The organism is Oligoflexus tunisiensis (assembly GCF_001748245.1).
Taxonomy (GTDB): domain Bacteria; phylum Bdellovibrionota_B; class Oligoflexia; order Oligoflexales; family Oligoflexaceae; genus Oligoflexus; species Oligoflexus tunisiensis.
The window spans coordinates 5690766-5715229 of record NZ_BDFO01000001.1 but is presented as its reverse complement, the minus strand read 5'-3'; the positions used below and the strand labels follow the sequence as shown (position 1 = coordinate 5715229).

Genomic DNA, 24464 nt, shown 5'->3' with positions numbered 1-24464 from the left:
ATGATCACCATGCTCAATATTGCTTTTCGCAACCTGCTGCAGGCCAAACGCCGCACCATCCTGCTCGGCTTTGCGGTGGCGGTGGTCGCCACCCTTTTCCTGTTTCTGCGGGCGGTGTCCTCCTCGATCAGCGAGCGTATGATTGAATCGGCCACGACCCTCTCGGCGGGTCATGTGAATGTCGGCGGCTTCTTCAAGATCCGCAAAAAAGCGTCCGCCCCCCTTCTTGCCGAACGCACAAAACTGCGGGAGATCGTGGTCAAGGCTGTGCCGGAAGCCACCGGAGTCATCGATCGGCACCGTGGCTGGGGACGGATCATCAGCCCTGCCTCGTCCATCAACGCGGGGTTGAACGGCATCAACTATGACGAGGAAGGGCGCTTTTTCAAGAGCCTCCGTCTGGCCAAGGAAAGTGAATACAAAAAGGATGGCAGCGACCAGACCTTCGGGAGCTTTGAAGATCTGAAAAAGCCCAACACCGCTCTGATCTTTGCCGGCCAGGCGAAAAAACTGGAACTGCGGGTCGGGGATACGCTGACAGTGGTGACGGAAGCCTCCGGTGGACAGGACAACACGGTGGATCTGCAGGTGGCCGCCATCGCCTCGGATGTCGGCTTCATGAGCAACTGGTCGATTTTCACCCAGCGGCAGGTGGTGCTTGACCTCTATACCGTCGGGCCTGAAACCACCGGGGTGATCATGGTCTACCTCGACGAGGCGGACAAGTCCACCGAAGTCATGGAAAGATTGCGTAAGACCTTCAAAGACGAGGGTTTTCAAGTCATGGATCACGATCCCAATCCTTTCTTCATGAAATTTGAAAAGGTGGCCGGCGAGGACTGGCTGGGACAGAAGCTTGATTTGACCATCTGGAGTGATGAGATTTCCTTTGTACTTTGGATCACCAATGCCCTTGATTTCATTTCTGCGATCGTGATCACGCTCCTGGCCGTGATCATCATCGGCGGGATCATGAACTCGATGTGGATGAGCGTCCGGGAGCGCACCAAGGAAATTGGCACCATGCGGGCCATCGGCGCACCACGGGGCTTTGTGCTTCAGATGTTTGTCTTTGAAGCCATCATGCTCGGGCTTTTGGCCTCGGGTCTGGGGGTCCTCTTCGGCTCTCTGGTGATTGGCGTTATTAACGGTCTCGATATACCGATCACCAACGATGGCATGCGCCTCTTCATGATGGCGAATACCTTGAAATTCAGTCTGCATCCGAGCCAGATCATAAGCACTCTGATCCTCTTTTCCGTGATCACTGGTCTGGCTGCACTGTATCCCGCATTCAAGGCTGCCCGGCTGCGTCCGGTGGAAGCCTTGATGCAGGGCAAATGATTTTTGGGAAAGGAAATACCATGTTGCGCAAAGGAACAGTCATTTTAGGAATGGCCTTATCGTTGGCCTCGCTATCCGATCGGGCCCTGGCCCTGGATGAGGCTCAAACCAAAGAACTCATCAAGCTGGTGGATGAACGGCAACGCGCCACGGGTGACTATGCCTCGGTCGTCTTCATCGATCAGAAGGAAAAGGACGGCAGCACCAAGGCTTTTGAAGCCCGTGTCTACCGCCGCGATGCCGATGACAAGTGGATGATTCTTTTCACCAAGCCCAAGGCCGAAGCCGGCAAGGGTTATCTGCGGGTCGAGAAAAACCTTTTTCTCTATGAACCGGCCCTCGGCAAATGGGAAAGGCAAACGGAACGGGCCAGCATTGCCGGTACCAACAGCCGTCGTGATGACTTCGATGAGTCGCGCCTCGCCATCGAATACGATGCGAAGTTCGTCGGCGATGAAAAACTCGGAAAATTCCCGGTGCATCGCGTTAAATTAACCGCCAAACCCAAGTCCGATGTCGCCAGCCCCATCGTGGAACTCTGGATCGATCAGGAATCAAAAAATATCCTGAAGCGTCAGGAGTCCGCCCTATCAGGCAAGCTGCTGCGCACCACCTACTATCCGGGCTGGGACAAGATGTTCAGCAAGTCCAAAGGCTCCGATGTGTATGTGCCCAAGGAAATTCGCGTCTTTGATGAGGTCGAAAAAGGCAACAGCACGACCGTCGTCCTGCGCGATGTGAAACTCGATCCTCTGGATGCCAACATGTTTACCAAAGCCTGGCTGGAATCGCAGAGTCGTTAAGAAACGGGGAATGCCATGAAAAAGCTCGTTCTGTTGCTTGCCGCGGTGGGTGCTTCCGGTTTGGCTCGGGCCCAGGATTCGCGTGATGAGGATATCTTTGGAGAAGAGGCCAAACCCACCCAACCCAAGCCGGCACTGGAACAGCAGGCCAAGGCTCTGATGGATACAATGCAGATCGGTGGACGTCTCGAGATTTTGTCCACCAGCTCCCAGGTTGAAAATCAGCGTTTTCAGGAAGGCCCGTTTGTACCGACCAAGACCGCGGATATTTACTTTGATACCCGGCCGAGCGAGGAACTGCGGGTCTTTCTGCGCACACGACTGACGGAGCAGGAGTCCCTCGTCGTGAATGCCAGCGGTGCAACCAGTCGCGAGACCACCCTGCGGCAGGACATCGACGAACTCTGGTTCAAGTGGGACCTGGCCCGCACGGTGTTCATCACCTATGGGAAGCAGCATCTGAAATGGGGCAGCGGTCAAATCTGGAATCCCACTGATTTCACGGCGCGTGAGGTGCGGGATCCCTTTGCGCTTTTCGATCGGCGCCTGGGGCAGAATCTTTTGAAGTTTCATATGCCGAATGAAAAGTTGGGTTTCAATTACTATGCCGTGGTGCAGTTTGATGATGCTGAACGCAATGATGATATCGGTCTCGCCCTGCGGGGCGAGTTCGCCTTCCTGGGTTCAGGGGAACTGGCTCTCACGGTGCAATCCAAACGCAACACACCGCAGCGCTTCGGTGTGGATGTGTCGAGCGCCTTGGGTCCGATCGATGTGAATATGGAAGCGGCCTTTTCGAAACGTCATCAGCGCACATTCTTTCAGGATGGTGTTCTGGAGGATCAGCAGATTGTTCTGCCCAGTCCCTATCAGGACGAGGACAAGACCTTCAAGCAGCTGGTCGGCGGGATTCGTTATGCGATCAATTACAACGGCGAGGACGCCGTTTATTTTGGAACGGAATACTTCTATAATGAACTGGGTTATGAGGATCGCTTTGCGGAACTCTATTCCCTATTTGTCGGTCAATCGCAAAACCTTTATGCCGGTCGCCGTTATGTGAGCGGTTATGTGCGATTGCCCAATCCCGGGACCTGGAACGAAACATCCTTTTATCTGACGGGGCTGGGCAATCTGAGCGACAAGACCTCGATCGGCCGACTGACGGGAACCTGGCTGGTGGCCAATTACGCTACGCTGGAAGCCTATGTGCAGCGCTGCTTCGGTGAATACGGTGAACTCTGTTTGAAAATTCCGGAAAATCTGAAGGCCTTTGGTCAAACGCAGGGTCTGGATCCGGATCTGCAGGCGGCGCTCGCTGTGATGCCGACGGAAAGAACGTTCCTGACGGCCGGCGTGGGCCTTAGCATCAACTTTTGAAAGTGTGGCATGCGACCCCATCTGACCTTCCTTCTCAGTCTGATGCTGACCGCGGCTCCGGCCGCGGCCAAACCAGCCCCGACCGTCTGCATCGGCCCGACCGCCGCCAAGGGTCATCTCATCTATCTGCACGGCCTCACGTCTCCTGACCAGGACACCAAGGAGGAAGTGGAGAACCACAAGGTTCTCGAGCAGCTGGCTCAGGAACTTTCCCTGCGCGTGGCTCTGCCGCGTGGATCCCTGTGTCCCACGGGCAAGCTTTGCTGGCCTGCGAAGGATCCCGAGGAGGTTTTGAAAACCTTTGAAGCTCTGCGTGCCAAGGCCCGCACCTGCTGGAGCGGCAACCCCGACTATAACCTCGTAGGTTTCTCCAACGGAGGATATTTTGGGTTGAAGCTCTATAAGGTCCACAGCGATCCCAAATTGAAACGCATCATTGCCTCCGGCAGTGCCGGCACCTGGGATTCCAAAAGTGAAAAGCCGAATCCCCATTCGAGCTTCGCCATCATGATCGGGCAGCAGGATATCACCTTGAAAAAGGCCTCGCAGCTGGCTGCGACCTTGCGCAAGGTCAGCCCTGGATTTCGCTTTGAGACCTTTCCGGGTGGTCATCGACTCGATGGCCGAACCCTGAGACTTCTGCTTGAGCCTCGAAAGCCCTAGTTCGTTAGGCGAGGTTACCCTCCTCCACGATGAAAATCCCCGTGACTCAACGCCTGGGGCCTCCCCCAGGGAAGAGTTTTTGGTAACAGATAGAAATTATTAAAATTTCACACAATCAACCCGCCGCCTTAAGCCCGGTGCCGATAAGGTTTTCAGGACGATTTCAGTTATTCGCATTCTTACGCGCCGGCAGCACGTTTCGGGAGGATCCCTTGTCGCGTTCCCTGCATAAGACCTGCGGTCTACTTTATCTCTCGCTCTCTTGGATGGGCTGTGGTCCCACGGCCATGACTTCAACGGAAACATCCGTACGTCAGGGCAATACCAAGGGCGGTGCGGCTTCTGTTCGATCCAGTGCGGATCAGGCCGTGGCGCTGACGATTCCTTCCACCTCGACCAACGCCCGGGAAATTCCTGTTTCGTGGAACGCGATCGATCGGGCCAGTGAATATCAACTTGAACTGGCTCGCGATGAGACCTGCCGCACGATCGAACAAAGAGTTCGCACCAAAAACACCAGCACCCGGCTTTTTAATCTGGACGAAGGCACCTGGTATCTGTGTCTGAAATGGAAAATTGAACCCAAGGTGAACGATGCCCTCGACAAGGGCCTGCCGCTGATTGTTGATCGTCAGGCTCCGGTCATCAGCGGCGATGGTTTTCAAATTCTGTCTTTGACGGACAGCCCGCGGGTGAGCGTGAGCGATCAGGGCGAGGTCACTTGCCTTTGGAGCAGCACACACGAAACGCTGAAGATCAAAGATGCCGAGACATTCGAACCCAAATTTTCCGCGCTCACCGGCGGCACCTATATCGTGCAGCTGAGCTGCACGGATGAAGCCACCAATGCCAACGCGCAAAGTTTCATGTTCATGCTGACCGCCGATCCGAACGCGGTCCTAACCGGGGACGGGGAAACTCCCGCGGAAACACCCGAAGCGCCCGGACCTCCTGCCTTGCCACCGACGGTGAATGCCGGTCCGGATTTACTGCACAATCACATGGCGACTCTGGCCGGCGTGGCCACCCATGCTCAGGTTTATCAATGGTCCCAGGTTTCCGGACCAGGCGCGCTCACGTTTTCCGCGGGGACGAGTCTGCAAACGAATGTGGCTGCCTCCACGGACGGCGTGTATGTCATTCGTCTGACGGCCATCGGTAGCACGGGTTTGACAGCGCAGGATGAAATGATTTTGACCTGGGATACCACGCCACCCACAGTGAGCGCCGGACAGGATATCATCATCGGAGCCCCCACCGCTCTGCAGGGTTCCGCTGGCTCTGATGCTGTCAGCGTAAGCTGGCGCAAGGTTTCCGGCACAGGAACGCTGACGTTTTCCGCGAGTGATATTCTGATGCCCGTGGTCAGCGCCGCGGTGGATGATACCTATGTGTTGGAACTCACAGCCACCGATGCCGCTGGCAATTCCAGAACGGACCAAATGAATTTTCAGTGGACCAGCACCGTTCCCACGGTCAATGTGGGTCCTGACCTTGCCGCCCGCAGCAGTGTGGGTCTTATGCCGACGGCCTCGAATGCCGTGATCTATGCGTGGAGCAAGGTGTCCGGTCCCGGCACGGTGACATTTTCCACGCCGACGGCCAGGGACACATCGGTCACCGCATCCACCGATGGCGTTTATGTGATAAAACTTACCATAACCGGGTCCGGAGGTCAGACGGCGGAGGACACGCTGACCTTGACCTGGGATACCGTTCCGCCCACGGTGAATGCGGGCGGCGATCGCAGTGCGAATCTTATGTTTATACAGACCGGTACGTCCGTCGGCGCCAGCACCTATGCGTGGAACATGGTATCAGGACCGGGAACCATGTCCTTCGGCAGCGCCCATGCTCTGGTCACAACCATCAGTGCAACGGCGGACGGCGCCTATATCCTGCATCTTACGGCGACGGATGCCGCGGGCAATAGCGCCAGCGATCAGATGGTACTCAGTTGGGATACGACCGCTCCGAATCAGGTGAATGCTCTGACCGCCACACCGGGCGTGCAGGCCATGAACCTCGACTGGACGAGTGGAGGCGGGGGCACGCAATCCTATCTTGTTCTGCGCAACACGATGCCCATCTCTGATGTCCCGGTTCGGGGCACCCTATATGCCGCGGGTCAAACCCTCGGCACTTCAACGATCGTGGCCGTCGGCAGCACCTCCTCGTTTACCGATTCGGGGCTCACCGGCAACGCCACCTATTATTACAAGGTTTTCGCCGCCGATGCTCTCAGAAACTATGCGAGCGGGGTTGAGGTGAATGCGGTGACTCAGCCGTTAAGAACTTTGAAAACGACGATAACCCACACAGGATTTTACAACTCGTCAAAGATCATGGGCCTCCACAATGCCGGTACGCACACGGCCGTCTGCCGTGAGGAATATGGCTTTGGGCTGGTGAATGTCAGCACACCGGCCAGTCCCGCGATCAGTGACACCGACACCCTCGGCAACAGCTCGGTATCCGGCTGGTGCTCGGACGTCAAAGTGCAGGGAACCATGGCCTATGTCGCCAACTGGGAAAAAGGTCTGATCACCGTGGATATTTCCAATCCGGCTGCCCTGGTGGTGAAGGGTTCGCTGCCCCTGACCAATGCCTCGGTCCTGCTGGTGGATGGCCCATACGTTTATGTTGCGGTGGAAGATGACGAGACGGGAGGTGGCCTGGCCATCGTCAATGTTTCCAACCCGGCCGCCCCGACCCTGACGAGCTATACGGAAACGAATGGCAACGCCGCGGGTGTGGCCAAGATTGGCCATTACGTCTATCTCTCGCATCGGGACACGGGCAATTTCATCGGCCTGAAGGTCTTCGATGTCAGCAATCCGGCTGCGCCCACGGTTGTGCAATCCATCGTGCGGAGCAATATGGAAGAGGTCACCGTCGTCGGTTCCCATGTGTATGTTGCGGAAGGGTTTGATGGCGTCGAAATTTTCGATGCCGGCAATCCGTCCAGCCTGGTCAGCCGATCGGTGACGATGCTGCCCGATACGCCGGAGCCCGGTTATGCGTTGAGTGTCGGCGTCGGCGATAATTTCATGTTCATCACCTCTTACGACACCAATAGGATGTATGTGATGGATGCCAGCAACAAAGCGGCTCCGACTGTGGTGCGGTCCTATGCCACCTACCAGTCCCAACCGCCCCTCTATATCCATGTCTCAGGTGCCTATGTGTATATGTCGATCGAAGGCAAGGGCATGGAAGTGATCGAAGTTTTCACGCTCCAGTAAAACGACCGGAGGCTTCCCCTGTCGACCGCTGGACACACGTTTCAACCCACGGTTGAGCTGTCGCCCTCCGCCATTCCCTGCCGCCCCCATTCCGCGTTCGCAAGCCTGGCCTTATTTTACTAACAACAAATGTAGGGACATTTATTTTCCGTGAAGACATGAAGCGGAGCACAGTTGTAACCGCCAGGGGAACATGCTATTCGTGAAGGTTCGACCGGCCCTGGAGCCGGCGCCAACGCGTTCTTTTGTTCGAGGTGATATATGAAAACATGCTTTCTTTATACCAAACTTTTCGTTGCCTTGTTTTTTCTGGTCCGCGCCCACGGCGCAGCTGCGGCGGAAGCGGACGCCGATCGCATCATGAAAGCCATCGACTCCATCTGCGGTGACACCTGGTGTGAAGGCGCCTTTGACTTTCGTTTTCATCAGGTTGTGCTGAAACCCCAAAAGAATGAAGTGCAAGTCTTCTTCCGCATGAGTCAGCAATATCCTGTACGTCTGGAATGGACGAAAGGCCAGATCTTCCAGGCGCAGATCAACCAGCGCTTCCATGATGTCAGCTGCCTTCTCCCCGGCTACTCCACCTATGACGGCATCATGCAGTCTGAGTATGTGCTTCGCTGGGAAGTTTATACGGCCCTTACCCAATGTATCAATGCTCTCGAAGACCGGCTCATGCAGATCAACCAGGCTCTTTGAGGGAAACCTTACTCCCCGTCAAAATCAAAAAAAATTCCGCGCAGCTTTGAACAAATCCCCGGGCGCGGTGTTTCTCCATTAAGAGGGCGGCGCAGACGCAGACTGGTGGCGCCACCCGAACTCGCAACTCGCTCAGGAGAAACATCATGAACGTCGTTCTGTTGGCCTTTGTCATGCAAATCCTTGGTCTTTATGCCATGATCCTGCTTTCCGACTATGTGCTGGACAAGGTAACGACCTATCGGGCCTCCCGCCAGCTCAAGAAAGTCCCGGTCCGTCTTCGTCGGTAATCCTTACCGATTGTTTTCTTTGCCAAGTTCCGAATTTTGCTGGATAATAAAGGTTCACGAAATTTTTTTCATGATCCAGTGAACATTGGTCCCTCTCTGGTGTTTCACCCTTGAGGCCTTAGGAAAGGGTTGGCATGGAATCCGATGAGCAGCTCTATCTCGAAGTTCGCAGTGGGTCCAAGGCGGCCTTCGAGAAGCTGTACGCACGTTACGAAGGACCGATTTACGGCTATATCTATCGGCGTCTGCAAAGCCAGCAGGACGCCGAGGAAGTCTTCCATGAGGCCATGCTCGCCATTTTTAAAGGACCGGCTCTGGAGTTTGCGGCGGGTGGCTTCGCCGGCTGGCTGTTCAAGGTGTCCCTGAATCTTTCCTTGAACCGCCTCCGTTCGAAAAAACGGGAAGGCCGCGCGCTGGCCGCCGTTACCGATTACGATAGCGCGGCCGTGCGCTCCCTCGACACCTGGCCTGATCCGGAGGATCTGGAGCACATGCAAAAGGTGGCCGCGAGTTTGAGCGAACCCTTGCGCCAGGTCTATGCCTTGCGCCGCGAAGGCCGGAGTTACGAAGAAATGTCTGACATCCTCGGGATTCCTCTGGGGACCGTGAAATCCCGGGTTCACCTGATGGTGACGCAGCTAAGAAAGGAAATGGGCAAATGGATTGCAAAATAAACCAGGAACATCTGATCGATTTCCAATTTGGAAACATCGATCTGGATACCAGAGCGCAGGTGGAAGCGCATCTGCTGGATTGTTCAGCCTGCCTCGAGGAATTCCTTCTTTTGAAACGCGATGTGGAATCAGCCCAAGTCGTGGCGCTGCGGCCCTCGGCCGAGGTGAAGGCGAAAATTCATCGCGAGTTTCTGGCCTTTACCTATGGGCAGGTGCGTGAGCATCCCCGCCGCTTCATCATTGGCGGTCTCATGGCTGCCGCAGCCCTGCTCCTGATCCTGATTTCGGGCCAGGTCCAAAAGCTGAATGATAAACCAGCCGATCGGCCAGCCCCGCAAATGGAGATGACCAACGGTCTGGACGAGGCTGTGGACTCCGGCGGCGAGAATCCTGGGCATATCAATATCATTTGAAGCTGTGGAAAGCGGAAAGGGCAAACCATGATACCGAAACGACATTCCATCCTGATGGGCATTTCTGCTGTGGTGCTGGCGACCGGGAGCATGATCGCTCTGGCCAAAAAAGAGGATGCGGACTTTGCCAGCTGGCGCAACAAACCCCAGGAGCCCTTCAGCAACGGTGCCGCCAACTTTGAAACCGTGAAACAGGCTCTCCTGAAACATTATGTGAACAAGGGTCTGACCGAGGATGATCTTTATCGCGCAGCTGTGGAAGGCATGCTCAGCCAGATCGATCCCGAGATGACCATGTGGAATAAATTGATGTCGCCCACCGAGTATCGTGAACTGCTGGGTGACATGCAGGGCCGCATCGTAGGGGTCGGGATTGAAGTGGGTTTCAACGAGGCCAATGGCTATGCCGACGTCATGGGCGTGATCCCCGGAACTCCTGCGGAAAAGGCCGGTATCAAGCGCGGCGATCAGATTCTGCGCATTGATGGCCAAAGTTTCAAAGGCAAGCAGCTGCGCGATATGGTTTATGCCATTCGCGGCAAGGAGGGCAGCCAGGTGCAGCTGACCGTGCTGCATGAAGATAATGTCAAAGTCCTGAAGATCAAGCGCCAGGGGCTCGTCTGGGATTCCGTAACGAGCCAGATGATCAACAAGGATGTTGCGCTCCTCGCCATCCGCAACTTCACCGAAGCCACGCCCGATCTTTTGAAAAAGAAGCTGACCGAGCTGAAAGGCAAAGGCATCAAAGGCCTGATCATCGATCTGCGGGGCAACCAGGGCGGGGCTTTTGAAAAGACCACCGAGAGTATTGAGCACTTCATTCCCAAAGGCAAACTCATCGTCAAGGTCATCAAGCGCGGTCCGGTGCAGGAGGATCTTCTGAGCAAAGGGGAGCCTATCCTCGGCTCGATTCCGCTGGTGGTCCTGATGAACGGCCATACCAAATCCGGTGCCGAAATCATGGCCGGCGCGTTGAAAATGAGTGCCGGAGCCACCACGGTCGGCACGCACACTTATGGCAAGTGGAGCGCGCAAAGCGTGGATGAGCTGCCCAACAAATACGCGATCAAGTATACGACGGCCACCTTCCTCGCGCCCGACGGCAGCGACCTGAGCGGCAAGGGATTGCAACCCGATATCGTGGTTGAGTTCAGCGAAGATGAAGCCATCAAGCTGCAATCGCAGCGTAATATCGAGCAGAGGGTTCAGGCGGATGTGCAACTGCAGACGGCCATCAATGTCCTGAAACTGAAAAGCTAAGACATGAGACTTCGGTCCTGCCCTGATCGGCGGGACCGAACTTTGTCTCCTGAAGAATCATCAAGGGGCCGAGAGCAGATTCACAGCCTGGCCACAGGGCAGCTGCACAACTTTTCGGTCGGCTGCAATATGCAGGCAGTTGCCGGTTTTTACGCTGCGCAATTGAAATTCGCCGGTGTCAATATTCACGCCCGTGAAGTTCCAGAGTTCATCCATATCCCCACCGCGCTTGCAGGCGCCCAGCAATATGCGGGCGGAAGCCGGCACCGTGGCGGCTGAGTCCAGACGCACACACATTTGAGTTCTTTGATCGACGAGCAGAAACTGTGTCCCAAAGCTCTCCGTCTTAAACTGCTGACGGATCGGAGGTGGTGTGACGCAAGGAAGACCCAGGAGCGCCGCACCGCTCAGCGTGCTGCCGAATTCAAAGCAGGTCTGCGTGTTGTCCGCATTCTGCCGGTAGAGTTGCCAGGCGATCGTGCTGACCGTGCCCTGGGTCGTGGAGATCGGCGTGCTGGATGGCGTTGGCGTGGGCGTCGCGACGGTGGCGCCAGGGGCATCCGCCTTGGGCAGCGAGGATACACTGATGGTTTCCACTTTGGAACGCTCGATGGCGAGTTCGTTCTCCAGCACTTCAATGCGATCGTTTAAATCAGAAATTTTGGCGTTCGCCTTGCGGATCTCATCCGAAAGCGCATCCATTTTTTGCAAAAGATCCCGAATGGCATCCGCATTCCATTCCAATTTTTTCGTGAGTTCCTCACGCTCCTTCACCGCGTTGTCCAGTTTGAATTGAATCTGGGCGCGCTCCTCGGGCGTTGTGGAGGCATCCAGTTCCCTTTGCAGACGGGTGATATTGAGTTCAATGGACGATTTCTGAGCATTCAGCTCATCCCGCTCCAGGGTCAGCTCGGCAATGAGGCGTGCGCCTTCCACCTGCTGCGCTTCCAGCTGGGCGATCAGTTCATTTCTTTCCTGTTTGAGGCGGTCGAGGTCAACTTCCGAAGTCAGGTCGGAGGATGACGGCAACGCGTCCGCGACCTGGATTTCTTTCATTGAGCGCCGCTTACAACCAGCCTGAGCCACAAGCACAATGGCAACGATTCCAAGAAGTTTACGCATAGTCATGTTCCTCTCCATGTCGGTAACAGACACTTACAAGATGCGGGCCAATATATTATTCAATAATTTCTGTTGCTTCGACCGCCGTGAGTGTCCATGAACCTGACAGCATCAAGGGGACGCCTTTTCAGTTTTCTGACGTTGGATCCAGACGTTGTAGTCTTCGCCCTCGGGAAGGAAGGCCTTGACCTGCGCGTCACCGTCTCCGGTGAGGGTGAGAATGATGCGGCTCTTCGGAGGTACGACCTTCAGCCAGGCGCTGTCCGCTTCGGGGATATAATAACGCTCGACCCCGGCGGTGAAACCCGACCAGGTGCAGGTGCCTTGCAGATGGAGACGGCAGGCCGAGGGTTTCGCAGCACAGGCTCCCGCCCAGTTCGGCTGTGGGCTTTCGCTGGTGTCAAAACAAAGGCAGCGTGCCTCCTCGCGGTTGATCAAGGGACCATCGGTGGGGCGACAGGGATCATGCCGGCCCATGGCCAGTCGGTACGTGACATAATGCCCCGAAATGGGATCACGGGGATCAAAGCCTTCTATCGGCAGCTCGACATCCACGCCGCGCGTTCCTTGATAGCGTAATTTCAAAGCCCAAAGACCGAGCACGATCACGGGCAGAAGAAAAACCAGCAGGGCCTTGGGATTTATTTTCATCGCAGAATATCCTTGAGTCGCGATTGCAGACGATCATGATAACGATACCAGGCGTGCAGAAGGACCAGCACCAGAACTCCAAAAAGAATAAGGCCGGCCCCGGTCGTGAACAGTGTTCCAAAGAGCGTAAAAAACAGAGTGAAGATGCGGGCCGCCATCAGGAGCGTCAGAGCATCAAAGATGCGGCTTCGATCCCAGTGCAAGGCCAAAAGACCGAGCGCGCTCATCTGAACGACAAAGACCACGGTTTCCAAAAAGTTGGGCCAGTTTTCCAGGAGATCGCTCCGGGCGAATTCCACGATCCACCAGCGGGCAAAAAATCCCAAAGCCACCACGACCGCCGCGATCATTTGCGGCCGCCTGAGCCGTGGCCGCAGCACGAGGAGCCAAAGCCCGGCCAGCAGCAGCGCCACGATCAGATCGATGCCGACCTCGGGTGAAGAGGCCTTGCGGGCCAGAAAAAACCAGGGTCCAGCCACCAGCATGAGGAGTGAGCCCAGCATCAAGGTCACCGAGCGTTGGGGTTCCGGCAGGGACCAGCGGCCCCTTAGACTCGCCAGAATGCAAAGCAGGGTGACGGTGCCCATCAACCCTTCCAGCCGCAAAAAAGCGTCCCGGGAATTCTGAAAAACAAAGCCGAGCCAGGCCCAGCCGAAACTCACAAACCAAAGAAGGACGGTATGCCACGAGCGGGCCCGCAGCATAATACCCAGGCTGAGCGCGGACCAGAGCGCTGCACCCCGCCAGCCATCGCTGGGAACATGAAAAATCTGTGCGATCAAACCGATGCCGGCGAGAATGGAAATGATAAAAAGGAAGTGCCAGCCTTCCCGCACCCATCCAGGTTTTTGATCCCAGCGCATGAGCGCATACACCTGACCCAGCATCAGCGCAAAGTAAGTCAAAAGCTTGAACCAGCCAGGAATGGCATTCCAGTTGGCCGCGATCAGGCTGATCAACCCAAGCCCGATGGAAAGCACAGCCAGGATGGTCAGGGCCAGCATCAGACGCGAACCTGGCGCCCGTGCGGCTTCGAACTGACGAATGGCCGCCGCCTGCTCCGAAGTCAGAAATCCATGGTTCTGCCAATCGCTCAGGTATTGATTCAAATTCTTCAGAGCCATGAGCCTTGCCTCTTTCTTAATGCAGTGTCCGGCTTCACCATTATAAACTTGAAAGCCTTTGGAGGGGAGAAAAACATGGATATCAGTGATGTTGCAGCTTTTGTGAAAGTTGTCCAGGCTGGAAGCTTTACCCAGGCCGCCCGTTCACTGGAAGCTCCCAAATCCACCATCAGCGCCAAGGTCGCCGCACTGGAGAAACGTCTGGGTGTGACTCTGCTGCAGCGCACGACGCGAAAACTCAACATGACGGCTGAAGGCGCCGCCTTTTTTCAAGCCTGCTCGCACGCGCTCGCTGAAATTGAAGAGGCGGAACACGCGTTGGCTCAAAGCCAGGCCACGCCCCAGGGCCGCCTCGTTGTCACCGCGCCGGTGAACCTCGGGCGCTTTCTGGCCCAATTTCTGTCGGGATTTCTGGCCCAGTATCCGGCCATCAGCGTCGATCTTCTGCTGACCAATCGTTATGTGGATCTTGTGGGTGAAGGTGTGGATGTTGCCATTCGCGGTGGGGCTCTCAAAAGTTCCAGCCTGATCGCCAAACGGGTTGCCACCAATGAATCGCTCCTGGTGGCAGCACCGTCTTACGCGTCCCGTCTCAAGGATTTGAATCATCCGCGTGATCTTGTGAAATATGATTGCCTGCGATTTGCCTCACGCACCGAGTGGACCTTTTATAAAAACGGCAAGCCCATTGCGGTCCCGATCCAAAGCCGCGTGTCTGCGGATGAGTTTCCCGCGCTGCAGGCCCTGGCTGAGGAAGGACTCGGTCTCGCCCTCATTCCCAACATGCTGGTTCGAGAGTCTCTCGCGGCCGGCCGCCTCGTCCGCGTCCTTGAGGACTGGAGGGGGGAAACCAACGCAATCAGTCTGGTTTATCCGGCCCAGCGATTCCAGCATCCCAAGGTGCGAGCCTTTGTGCAGGCCTGTGCGGTGGCTTTAAAGGCCGCCTACACCTGATTGTCCAGCCAGTGGAACAATCTTTCCAGATTAACCCATCTATTGTTCAACAGATTTACGCCGTAAAGTAGGGGAGTGAACAATGGACAAAGGAGTTGATCTGTGAAGACCATTCATCTCGACCAAATCTTTCAAAACGCCCGCACTCACAATGTGTGGCTCGATCGACCTGTTGATGATCTCATTCTGCAAAAAATTTATGAAAGCATGGAATGGGGTCCGACCAGCGCCAACTGCCTGCCGGCGCGTGTGGTTTTTGTGAAGGCTGGACCAATGAAGGATAAACTTTTGGAATGTGTAACGCCGGGAAATCTGGAAAAAACCCGCACCGCTCCGGTGACTGCGATCCTTGCTTATGATCCGGAGTTTTATGAGCAGCTGCCCAGAACTTTTCCCCATGCGGATGCGAAGAGCTGGTTCACGGGCAACGAAAGCCTGGCGCGTGAGACAGCACAATACAATAGCGCGCTGCAGCACGGATATTTTATTCTGGCCGCGCGGGCGCATGGACTGGATGCAGGACCGATGGCCGGCTTTGACAAGGATGCGGTGGACGCCGCCTTTCTGAAGGATACCGGCTGGAAATCAAGTCTGCTCGTCAACCTTGGTTACGGTGATGCCAGTCAGCTGTTTCCGCGCAACCCGCGCCTCAGTTTTGCGGAAGGCGCCCGCATCCTCGAATGAATCGGGAGTATGTTATGAAACCGGTAAAAAAATGGCCCACACTGTTCATCTCGCACGGCGGCGGGCCATGGCCGTGGATGGATTTTGGTTCGCACAATCCCTATGAAGGACTCAGGCGTTATCTGGAAAGTCTTCCGGCCACTCTCGGCCGTCCCCAGGCGATCCTTGTTATTTCAGGGCACTGGGAGGAACATGCCGTAACCGTCATGACCCATCTCGAGCCGCCGATGCTTTACGACTATTATGGTTTTCCCGAGTCGACCTATCAGGTGCGTTATCCGGCTCCTGGTTCACCGGCTCTCGTGCAGCGTGTCCATACGCTTTTGCAGGCGGCGGGCATCAGCTGTCAGGAGAATGCCACGCGCGGTTTCGATCACGGCGTCTTTGTGCCTTTTGCAGTGGTCTTTCCCAAAGCCGATGTTCCCATCGTGCAGCTCTCGATGAAAAAGGGTTATGACGTTCAGGAGCATCTGGATCTGGGACGGGCCCTGGCTCCGCTCCGCGAGGAAGGGATCCTGATTGTAGGCAGTGGCCTCAGCTATCACAATCTGCGTGAGTTCGGACAGCCACATGCGATTCCGGTGTCCCGACAATTTGATTCCTGGCTGACCCAGGCTGTGACAGGGAGCACCGGTGCGGAGCGTGAGGACAAGCTGCGGCATTGGGAGGAAGCTCCGGCTGCGCGCCTGGCCCATCCGCGCGAGGATCACCTGATACCCCTGATGGTGGCTGCCGGTGCCGCCCGTGATGAACGAGCCACGCGGGTTTATGGGGATCAGATGTTTGGTCTTGAGGTGTCCGGCTATCAGTTTGGAACTTGAATTAGCGTCTTTTGAAAAACACCAGATGCTGCCGCGGCAGACTGTTATCCACCCGCACAAATTCCAGGTTCAGCTCCTTACGGCCCATTTCCTTGCGAATCTGGGCCAAAGTCATTTTATGCTTTTTCTTGATCGGCACCTTGGGATCCTCGCCGCGATATTCCACCAGCGCCACCAGCCCGCCTTTTTTCAAGGCCTCACTCGTGCTTTTCATCATTTCAAAGGGATGACTGAATTCATGATAGACATCCACCATCAGGACAAGATCGATGGTTCCTGGCGGCAGTTTCGGGCTTTTGATGCTGCCCAAAACCGTTTTCACATTTTTGATGCCCATCTTTTGATTCTGCTGCGTGAGGCGATCGAGCATCTCCTGCTGAATATCGACGGCATGGATCATCCCGCCCGGCAGAACGCGCGACGCCATCAGACGCGTGATGACGCCACTGCCCGCGCCCAGGTCGGCGACCTGCATGCCAGGCTTTAAAGGCAGCGCCCCCACCAGCGCGGTGAGTTTTTCCTCGGACTCCCGACTGTCCCGTTCCAGCCAGTCGATGCCGCCTGGCCCCATGACATCGGCCAGCTCCCGGCCCATATAGGTTTTCGAAGTGTCCCGGGCATAAAGGCCCGGGCTGACAAGGCTTCCAAGCAGTAAAAGCACGAGCAGGCGACGCATTCGAGGCTCCTTTTTTAGGTTCAGAAACGATAGCATGAAAATCACATTTTTCCCTGGAAAAGACGATATTGACCTGGTTCGCCCTGAATCTGACGGTTGAGGCTGCCTGGCAAGTCCTGTACAAAGAGGGCCTGGTTTTACTTTGGACAGGATGCCCTATGAATCTGAAGTTCCTCATGCTCCTCCTCGTGCTGGCTTTGCCAACCCAGGCGGGAGCGGCCCTGCGTGTCGTGGTCAGTGTGGATTGGGAAGGACGCAATCTCGATCCCCAGAATCTGGCGGCCATGGAGCACTTTCGTCATGATTATCCGCGGATTCCGCTGCAGCATTTCCTGAATGCCGCCTATTACACCAAAGCTGATGCCGAGCCCCGGCTCACGACCGCAGCCATCCGTTCGGTCCTGCGAGCGGGCGATGAGCATGGTCTGCATATCCACCCCTGGCGCAGTTTCGTGCAGGCCGCAGGTGTGAAGTTTCGGACTGAGCCGGCCTTTCGTGGTCCGCTGGATTTAAGCCAGTGTGAGCCGGACTGCGGGCACGATGTGAACATGGCTGCCTATACCGGCAAGGAATTGCGTAAGCTGATTCGCTTCAGCATTCGCACGCTGGTCAAGCAGGGCTTTGATCGGCCGCGCAGTTTCCGGGCCGGGGCCTGGCAGGCGGATAACCATGTGTTTCGGGCTCTAGCGCAGGAGGGCATCACCCTGGATTCTTCCGCCACGTCCGCCGCCTATTTGAAGGAACGTTGGGGCAAAACGCTGCTGTATCCTGTTGTGGCCCGACTCTGGCCGCAGACGACAGCGACCAGCCAGCCTTATCGCGTTCCTCTGGGTCAGGGCCTTTCCATCCTTGAATTGCCGAACAACGGCTGCCTCGCCGATTATGTTACGGGTCCTGTGATTGCGCAGACGTTCCGCGAAAATGTGGAACTCTGGAAAAAGAATCGCGACAAGGATATTTATATTTCCATCGGCTTCCATCAGGAAACAGCTCAAAAATACCTGCCGCATTTGCGTCAGGGGATCGATGCGATTGTGGAGTTGAGCCAAAAGGAAAATCTGCCCGTGGAATTTGTGGTGCCTCCCTTCACGTTATAAAGCCCGAGTGGCTGTCGCAGGAGGAGGACAGTCTGTCCTCTTTTCCCTACAAATCCGCCGTACCTTCGTCTAATCATCACGCCTGCTGTCCGCCGTACTCTTGCGCATTTCGATACTTTGCCCGATCCTTGCAAGACATTTGGCAACCGGAAGCTACGTCCGGTTGGGACTTTCAATGGGAAAAAGGACGTTGAACATGAGATTACTGTTTGTACCGGCACTTCTGGCCCTTGCCTGCTGCTCGCATGCAGCCACCAATGCCGCGGAAACGCGCAAGGGGGAAACGGAAACGTCTGACACCAAACAGCACTTCAAGGAAGGCTGGGAGAACATCAAGCAGGGCGGACGTGAAGTGGCTGAAGGTGTGGCCACGGGTGCGAAAAAAGCGGGCCGCGCGATTCAAGCGGTCGCCTGCCCTGTCGCCGCGGATCAGAGTCGCGGAGTTTATTACGCCAAGGACAGTCCAGGCTATGAAACGATGCTGAGCGCCGAGAAGTCGGACGTGCGCGAGTGCTTCGCCTCCGAGGCTGGTGCACGTGAGCAAGGCTATACTCTCGTTCGTTGACGGTTGGTTTCATGCGGCGGGTCTCAGGCGCCCGCCGCTTTCTTTTTTAGAAATAATAGCCGAGTCTGAGGCCGACATAAGCGCCCTGACTGGATTCCTGAAATTCCTCTTCGTCGACGATCACCGAATACTGTCGCATCCGATAGCCCACCACAAAATCCACAATGCGTTCGGTCAGATCAAAAGCGAAATGCGCATCCGCATCCTCACGATCGCCGAGCTCCGAACCCTTGTCCAGTTTGTCGAAGGTTCTGAGGCTCGTCACGCGCATCAGATCAGCCTGGAAAACAAGGCCCTTATGCAGGTTCATGATCAGCCCCAGACCGGCATTGATCCCGGTTGCAAACAGCCCCACCATGGATTCCTCCGCACCGCTCACATCCCATTCCGTGAGCGAGATCCCAAGCGAAGGCTGCAGAAACCAGACGCGGGCCTGGAGACGCACATCGGTCATGGCGGAACGGGAATGCGCCTGGTTCAATTCAAAAGGCACATCATGATACGCATGACCCACCTTCAGACCCATGATGCGCGACTCGCCCATCCAGCCGCCAAATTCCATTTCACTGGTGGTCCGGGTTTCCTTGCTGCCGGCGGCTTCGCTGTCGAAGGTCGTCATGCCCGCCGTGCCCTTGACGTAAATCGTCTGGGCCTGTTTGGTGAGGCTGTCGCCATAGACCTGACTGAGGGTTTGACCCCAGGCCTGCTTCTGAGGCCATACGAGCCAGATGAAGATGATGAACAAGACTGTCTTTCTTTGCATACAGTACTCCTGTGATGATCAAGGAGTCTTGCGACTCCTCATCGGGATCGGAGTTGTGGCAAAGGAATGAAGAGGCGGAAAGCTGCCGACTGACTGTCCCCGGAGGGGCACAGTTATTTGGGGATCTCCTGGAAGTAAACGAAGCGACCTTTCAGGGGATTGCCGTCCGGGGTCGTGACATCGATTTTGTTGCCAATCCAGGGATATTGTTTGGTCAAAGCGTAGAGCAAAGATTGAAAGCGTTCCGCGTCACCGTCCTTGGATTCCGCTTCGATGATGCAGGTATCGACCCGGCAGTGAATTTTTTTCACCAGGACCGAACGGGCAAGGTCCTTGTCGCGTTTGAAGATTTCCCAGAGTCTTTTTTCACGGGCCCGGCCATAACCGGGATTATCGCTGGAATTGGCGTCGTCATAAGTCGCGTCGGGACGTGACATTTCAAAGTGTCCCGAGGCCGCCTTGGGTTGAGCCTTGGGCTCGGGCGCCGCGATCGGTTCCGGCATTTCAGGATCCGGGAGTGTGGCCGGATCTTCCCCCGGAAGCGGCTCCTCACCCTCAGGAGTAAGCGGCGTGGCCGGAGATGCGAGCATCTCCTCATCCGCCGGCGCAGGCCGGGATTTTTGATAAAGGAAATAGCCCACCCCGAGCGTGGTGGCGATCGCGAGACCAATCAGTATGATTTTTTTCATAAGGCTGCCCTTCCATGTCAAGGATTCCATTGTAGCAGGAATCCGTGAAGAGAGCCTAAGAAGGGGCGTCTTAATGGGTGAGCTTGAAAACCACGGTGAAGGAGTGCCCAACCACCCGCACCGGCCGTCCATTGATCCGCCGCGGGCGATAGCGGAATTTGCGCACGGCCTTCCGGGCTTCCGCTTCAAAGACGGAACGGTTTTCGGCGTCGACGACCTTGATATTCTCCACGCGGCCGTTCTCGTCGATATCAAAGCGGAAGGTGATAAAGCCTTCGATGCCTTTCAAAGCCGCCTCGCGGGGCATTTTGGGTTTGATCTGCTCAATGGGTAACCAGTCGGAACTTGCACCAGGATCACTCGGGCCCTTGGTGTTACTGATGCCGGTGCCCACCATGCCGATGTCCTTGTTATCCCCATAACTCCGCGGTGCGGTGTTGGCCGCAGGTGGCGGCGTTTCCGCGGCGACCGGTTTTTCGGGTTTGGCTGGCTTGCGCTTCGCCACCTTGGATTTGACTTTGGATTTCGGCTTGGGTTTGCGCTTGGGTTTGACCTTGGTCTTGGGTTTGGGTTTGGCCACCGGCTGGGCCTTCACTTCCGTTTTCGTGACGGCAGCACGTGGATTGCCGTTGGGATTGGCCAGGATCCGAATGCGGGACACCGGCGGTTTTTCAACGATGATGGGCTCCGAGCGACTCGGTTGCCAGCGCATCACCACCAGCACGGTGAGATGCAGTAAGATCGATCCAACCAATGCCAGTACGGTGGCATGCCGGTCCAGAACCTGTATCATGCGTTTCATAGGATCCCACTCCACTAAAATCCCGCTGCCGCTCCAATCATTTCGCGCAACACGAGAGCCCCAGGCCCTATCGGAATTTTTGGTGAAATCTTAAGAAAGGCGGTAAAATCACTCTCAATATCATCAGTTGCGGCGGGCCATTCCTGGCCTGCCTGCCGTGATGAGAGGCTATTTCAGGGGAGGTTACCTATTCCACGACCATTCAAGATTGCTGCGGTCGGCGAGGACCACTTCGCTGTCGTCGAATTTGGTCCAGTTCAGACCGTCGTCGGAATAGAGAAAGTAAAAGCGATCCGGAAAGCCATTGGGGAAAGTCCGGCCGGGATTATCCCGCCCGCCGTCGATGCGGAAACCATGAAAGCGTTTCCTGATGCCCATGTCGATCATCAATTCGATGGGACGACCCGGATCCTTCAAATCATAGGGCGCCTGATTCTGAAACGATGAATCGGGATCAAAGGTCCAGATGCCGCCGACGGCTGTCGACCAGGCCAGCGCATCCGGCTGGTTGGACAGAACATCCAGAAGATCCTGAACGAGGCCGGTGCTCAGATACATTTTCCAATCCGCCTCGCTGCCGCTGAATCGCAAGTCCATACGATTCGACTGCATGGTGCGGGCGGTCATATCCAGCGTCTCCAGGTTGATCGTCAACGGCTCCCAGACGCCATTGACCTTGAATTCGAAGGTCGCGACATCCGGCATTCCGGTCATCACCGGAGCATTCATATGAATGGATTGGTAGGCGATCTTGATATAACGATGTTCGGCCAGCTCCATCAGGATGTTGCGCAGTTTATCCTGCAGCGTGATCGTCTCGCCCTGCCCATCCTTGTTAAAGGTGAGCGTGACCCTGGTTTCCAGAATCTGGGTGGCGCGATCGATGACCTCCGCGCCGGCAAAATCAAAGCGACCCTGCCAGCGCACGCCCTGGGGATCGACATAGTTTTTGCTAAAGGTCACAACCAGACGGCTGTCATAGGTCCAGCGCGGATCCGTCCCGCTTATGTCGAGGTCGATAAGTTGATCGTTGGCATCATAGGGGTTGCAACCCACCGGAGTGGTGGCCGTGGCCGTGGGATCTTCAATGTAGGCACAGCGAAGGTACGAGCCGGTCACCGGCACCGGTGAACTGGCAAGCTGCTCCTCGCCTGCGTCATCGGACGACGGCAGCTGACGGTCATCCTTGGGGTTCTCACAGCCCGTGGCGAATCCATGCATCAATAGAACGACGCAGAGCAGTTTCGTCAACGATTGCATAGGCGCATCCTCGGCTGGCTTCTTCTCGGGAGTCGATCTCTACGTATCGGCCTTGCACAATGCGGTGTAAGCCTGGCCCTCAGGGGCGGGAAATGTCAGCCAAAAGGGGGAACATTTAAGATTGCCAGGGATTTTTATGAGCCCGTCGAGCTGCGACGGAGGACCGGATGCATACGCGCCTGCAGCAGGGAAAAGATGCGCTTCTTCTGTTCATCACTGAGGCCCACAAATCTTACGCCGTGTTCAAATCCGTCACCGCGTTGCGCACCCCAGCAGACTTCCACAATCAATGAGGTCAGCCCCCAGTGATGCAATTCACCTTGCAGGCTGGCATCCTCGGGTTCCAGGGTAACGGTGAAGACCACGCCATGGGCCAGGAACATATCGCTCTTGAGCCCCATGCCGGAGTAGGAATAGTTCAGAACCTGAAAGCGACCCACGTTGCTGGACAGGCGAAACGTGCTGCCTGCGGTCACGGGATAGCGCTCCTCACGCTGATAAAACCCGGCAAAGCTCCAGTAGAGTTTTTCCAGTCGCTCGATGTCATCACCGGTTTTGTAAAACGGATTCACTTCCCAGGCTTCCAGGAGATCAGCCGTGTGCTTGACCATCACATGGCGCTTCTGCATCGCGGGATGATCGGGACTGAAGGCGATGAGCTGGGACTTGGTGGCCGGACCGATCATGATTTTGAAGGGCGCGCAGGCGGTTTCCAGTCGGGCCGCGAAATTCACGCCATCCCCGATCATGGTAAAGTCAAAACGCTGCCGGTTGCCGATATTGCCGATGAACACCGAGGCCGTGTTGATACCGATGCGCAAGGGATACAGCGGCTGGCCCGCGTCATAGGCTTTCAGGCTCAGCTGGAAAACATGCCGCTGAATTTCAATCGCACAGCGAACGGCCTGGTCGGCATGCTGCGCGCTGGGCTGCCCGAGAACATTATAACCAAAGAAACAGAGCAGGCCGTCGCCCAGGGTCTTATCAATGGTTCCCTGGTGACGATGCACGATCTCGGTCATGTCACCGAGCAGGGATTTTAATTGCTGAAAGGTTTCACTCGCCGACAGTTTTTTGGTGGTCAGGGAAAAGCCGACGATGTCCACAAACATGATGCTCACGACATGCCCGGTGGGTTCGAATTCCAGCGCCTTCTCCCCCTTCACCAGGGCCTGGATATGCTCCTGCGGCACGAGACCGGAAATCGCCCGGGTGATGATTTGCGCCTCACGCACGCGGGCCATGGCAATCCAGAGGATATTGGCCAGCCCGGAGGTGCCCAGGGCCAGGCAGGCGGAAAGCCAGGGCAGCTGCCAGGAGCTCAAGGCAAAGGCCAAAAGCCCACCTCCCACCGTCAGGCCGAGGGTGACCAGGAGCAGAAGAGGCGTGATGATCGGATGAAAGCGGAAAGTCAGAAGCCAGCCGAACAGGGCAAAGAGCGCAATTTCCCAAAGGCTGCTCGGCAGGGTGTGAATCCACTGCCCGGTCAGGACACTGTTGATCATCGACAGGACCACATAGGAACCGGGAACCTGGCCGATTGGTGTTTCGACCATATCGGTGTTGCCGGTGAACATGCCTGGCAGAAGGATCACCAGCTGATCCGGACGGATGCGATCGAGGCTTTTTCCCGCGCGGACCCGATGGATCACCGACGCCATGCTATAGATATTGCGTTCCAGCACGGCAGCGTCGAGCATGTTCACAGCCACCTGACCCTGAACGTGCGGCACGTCATGGCCGTTGATTCTCAAACCCCCGGCATGCAGCTGCATCTGATCCGCGGCCAAAAGACTCCAGTGCGGTACGGCATGCGCGGGATCATAGCGGTGAAAGAGATTCACGTGCCCATGATCCTGATAGATGATGTGACCGAAGCGATGAAAGCCTGACAGCAGTTCAGGATCCGGCCCATAAACATAACCGGCCCGCTGGGGAAGCCAGGCGAGATCGCTTTGGGAAACCTTATCCCCGGTCCATTGGGCCAGTTCAAATCCTTTAAAATCAGCAGGAAGGGGCGGTTTGAAGCGGATGACATTGGGTGCGGCGTAAACCGCGGTGACCACCTCGGTTGAAATTTTTTCAAATTCCTTTTGAATGTCCGTGGGTGAACTTTGTGTGTCCACCACGCTGAAGATCTTGTCGATCATGATCCGCCGCGGCTGGGCGGCGTCGATGCCCTGCAGCACTTTGAGCCAGAGTTCAAACTCCAGATCCGGTTTTTTCACAAAGCGCAGGGTGGAATCGTCAAAGGAATAAATCTTGAGGCGAGGGTCCAGGCCGGGCGACTTCTGCAGAAAACTGCGTAGTTTGAATTCCAGAGGCCGCACGCTCTTCTCCTCCAGGGACTGGATGACCCCCAGGGCAAAAAGCAGGCTAATCAGCCCCGCCGCGGCCAGGGTCACATACCCCGGTGTGCGGCGCGACTTGTTCTGGACTCCTGACATACCATCCTCGTGCTGGACTGATCCCATCCTCCCTTCAT

The 24464-nt window shown here is 56.2% G+C and carries 24 protein-coding genes; 15 read left to right on the top strand and 9 right to left on the bottom strand.

Features of this window, described 5'->3' with window-relative positions:
- The 10 genes from OLTU_RS23580 to OLTU_RS23540 all read left to right on the top strand — a co-directional run bounded on the left by OLTU_RS23580 (window position 1) and on the right by OLTU_RS23540 (window position 10771).
- On the top strand, window positions 1-1344 hold the full coding sequence (locus OLTU_RS23580; protein WP_141735203.1) for an ABC transporter permease: 1344 nt from the start codon (window positions 1-3) through the stop codon (window positions 1342-1344).
- A 20-nt stretch (window positions 1345-1364) separates the two neighbouring features.
- Window positions 1365-2147 carry an outer membrane lipoprotein-sorting protein gene (locus OLTU_RS23575; protein WP_176736898.1) on the top strand — a complete coding sequence of 261 codons (783 nt, stop codon included), beginning with the start codon at window positions 1365-1367 and terminating at the stop codon, window positions 2145-2147.
- Window positions 2148-2162: 15 nt separating this feature from the next.
- Window positions 2163-3527: a hypothetical protein gene (locus OLTU_RS23570; RefSeq protein WP_141735202.1), complete on the top strand. Its 1365-nt coding sequence runs from the start codon at window positions 2163-2165 to the stop codon at window positions 3525-3527.
- A 9-nt stretch (window positions 3528-3536) separates the two neighbouring features.
- On the top strand, window positions 3537-4190 hold the full coding sequence (locus OLTU_RS23565) for an alpha/beta hydrolase (protein WP_141735201.1): 654 nt from the start codon (window positions 3537-3539) through the stop codon (window positions 4188-4190).
- 212 nt (window positions 4191-4402) lie between these two features.
- A complete protein-coding gene (locus OLTU_RS23560) occupies window positions 4403-7435 on the top strand; it encodes a PKD domain-containing protein (RefSeq protein WP_141735200.1) in 3033 nt (1010 codons plus the stop codon).
- A 261-nt stretch (window positions 7436-7696) separates the two neighbouring features.
- Entirely contained in the window at window positions 7697-8134 is a 438-nt protein-coding gene (locus OLTU_RS23555) for a hypothetical protein (RefSeq protein WP_141735199.1), read from the top strand.
- A 146-nt stretch (window positions 8135-8280) separates the two neighbouring features.
- The gene (locus tag OLTU_RS32060) at window positions 8281-8424 is read left to right on the top strand and encodes a hypothetical protein (RefSeq protein ID WP_176736897.1); all 144 of its coding nucleotides are present in this window, start codon (window positions 8281-8283) and stop codon (window positions 8422-8424) included.
- Window positions 8425-8558: 134 nt separating this feature from the next.
- Complete coding sequence (locus tag OLTU_RS23550) at window positions 8559-9098, top strand: RNA polymerase sigma factor (RefSeq protein WP_141735198.1); 540 nt, start codon at window positions 8559-8561, stop codon at window positions 9096-9098.
- Window positions 9083-9511, top strand: coding sequence for an anti-sigma factor family protein (locus OLTU_RS23545; RefSeq protein WP_141735197.1), 429 nt, complete (start codon window positions 9083-9085; stop codon window positions 9509-9511). Before OLTU_RS23550 ends, OLTU_RS23545 begins: the two co-directional genes overlap by 16 nt.
- 27 nt (window positions 9512-9538) lie before the next feature.
- Window positions 9539-10771: a S41 family peptidase gene (locus tag OLTU_RS23540; protein ID WP_141735196.1), complete on the top strand. Its 1233-nt coding sequence runs from the start codon at window positions 9539-9541 to the stop codon at window positions 10769-10771.
- Window positions 10772-10831: 60 nt separating this feature from the next.
- On the opposite strand, the gene OLTU_RS23535 is transcribed toward OLTU_RS23540, so the two are convergent.
- The 3 genes from OLTU_RS23535 to OLTU_RS23525 form a co-directional block, all read right to left on the bottom strand.
- The gene (locus OLTU_RS23535) at window positions 10832-11893 is read right to left on the bottom strand and encodes a coiled-coil domain-containing protein (RefSeq protein WP_218110219.1); all 1062 of its coding nucleotides are present in this window, start codon (window positions 11891-11893) and stop codon (window positions 10832-10834) included.
- A gap of 111 nt (window positions 11894-12004) precedes the next feature.
- The gene (locus OLTU_RS23530; protein ID WP_141735194.1) at window positions 12005-12544 is read right to left on the bottom strand and encodes a GDYXXLXY domain-containing protein; all 540 of its coding nucleotides are present in this window, start codon (window positions 12542-12544) and stop codon (window positions 12005-12007) included.
- A complete protein-coding gene (locus tag OLTU_RS23525) occupies window positions 12541-13668 on the bottom strand; it encodes a DUF2157 domain-containing protein (protein ID WP_141735193.1) in 1128 nt (375 codons plus the stop codon). Before OLTU_RS23525 ends, OLTU_RS23530 begins: the two co-directional genes overlap by 4 nt.
- 75 nt (window positions 13669-13743) lie before the next feature.
- Here OLTU_RS23525 and OLTU_RS23520 point away from each other — a divergent pair, with 75 nt between their 5' ends.
- From OLTU_RS23520 to OLTU_RS23510, 3 genes are all read left to right on the top strand, one after another.
- Entirely contained in the window at window positions 13744-14622 is an 879-nt protein-coding gene (locus OLTU_RS23520; protein ID WP_141735192.1) for a LysR family transcriptional regulator, read from the top strand.
- A 102-nt stretch (window positions 14623-14724) separates the two neighbouring features.
- Entirely contained in the window at window positions 14725-15306 is a 582-nt protein-coding gene (locus tag OLTU_RS23515; RefSeq protein ID WP_141735191.1) for a malonic semialdehyde reductase, read from the top strand.
- Window positions 15307-15320: 14 nt separating this feature from the next.
- Window positions 15321-16127, top strand: coding sequence for a DODA-type extradiol aromatic ring-opening family dioxygenase (locus OLTU_RS23510; RefSeq protein WP_141735190.1), 807 nt, complete (start codon window positions 15321-15323; stop codon window positions 16125-16127).
- 1 nt (window position 16128) lies between these two features.
- Here the strand turns inward: OLTU_RS23510 and OLTU_RS23505 are convergent, their stop codons facing one another.
- Window positions 16129-16803, bottom strand: coding sequence for a class I SAM-dependent methyltransferase (locus OLTU_RS23505; RefSeq protein WP_141735189.1), 675 nt, complete (start codon window positions 16801-16803; stop codon window positions 16129-16131).
- Between the two features lie 158 nt (window positions 16804-16961).
- On the opposite strand from OLTU_RS23505, the gene OLTU_RS23500 reads away from it, so the two are divergent.
- On the top strand, window positions 16962-17900 hold the full coding sequence (locus OLTU_RS23500; RefSeq protein WP_141735188.1) for a polysaccharide deacetylase family protein: 939 nt from the start codon (window positions 16962-16964) through the stop codon (window positions 17898-17900).
- A gap of 196 nt (window positions 17901-18096) precedes the next feature.
- Window positions 18097-18465, top strand: a complete 369-nt coding sequence (locus OLTU_RS23495) for a hypothetical protein (protein ID WP_141735187.1) — start codon at window positions 18097-18099, stop codon at window positions 18463-18465.
- A gap of 46 nt (window positions 18466-18511) precedes the next feature.
- On the opposite strand, the gene OLTU_RS23490 is transcribed toward OLTU_RS23495, so the two are convergent.
- From OLTU_RS23490 to OLTU_RS23470, 5 genes are all read right to left on the bottom strand, one after another.
- Entirely contained in the window at window positions 18512-19228 is a 717-nt protein-coding gene (locus OLTU_RS23490; RefSeq protein ID WP_141735186.1) for a hypothetical protein, read from the bottom strand.
- A gap of 113 nt (window positions 19229-19341) precedes the next feature.
- Window positions 19342-19917, bottom strand: a complete 576-nt coding sequence (locus tag OLTU_RS23485) for a hypothetical protein (RefSeq protein WP_176736896.1) — start codon at window positions 19915-19917, stop codon at window positions 19342-19344.
- A gap of 70 nt (window positions 19918-19987) precedes the next feature.
- On the bottom strand, window positions 19988-20719 hold the full coding sequence (locus OLTU_RS23480; protein WP_141735184.1) for an energy transducer TonB: 732 nt from the start codon (window positions 20717-20719) through the stop codon (window positions 19988-19990).
- A 183-nt stretch (window positions 20720-20902) separates the two neighbouring features.
- A complete protein-coding gene (locus OLTU_RS23475; RefSeq protein WP_141735183.1) occupies window positions 20903-21979 on the bottom strand; it encodes a discoidin domain-containing protein in 1077 nt (358 codons plus the stop codon).
- A 134-nt stretch (window positions 21980-22113) separates the two neighbouring features.
- Window positions 22114-24426 (bottom strand): adenylate/guanylate cyclase domain-containing protein, encoded by a 2313-nt coding sequence (locus tag OLTU_RS23470; RefSeq protein WP_176736895.1) that lies wholly within the window; start codon window positions 24424-24426, stop codon window positions 22114-22116.
- Window positions 24427-24464: the final 38 nt, after the last annotated feature.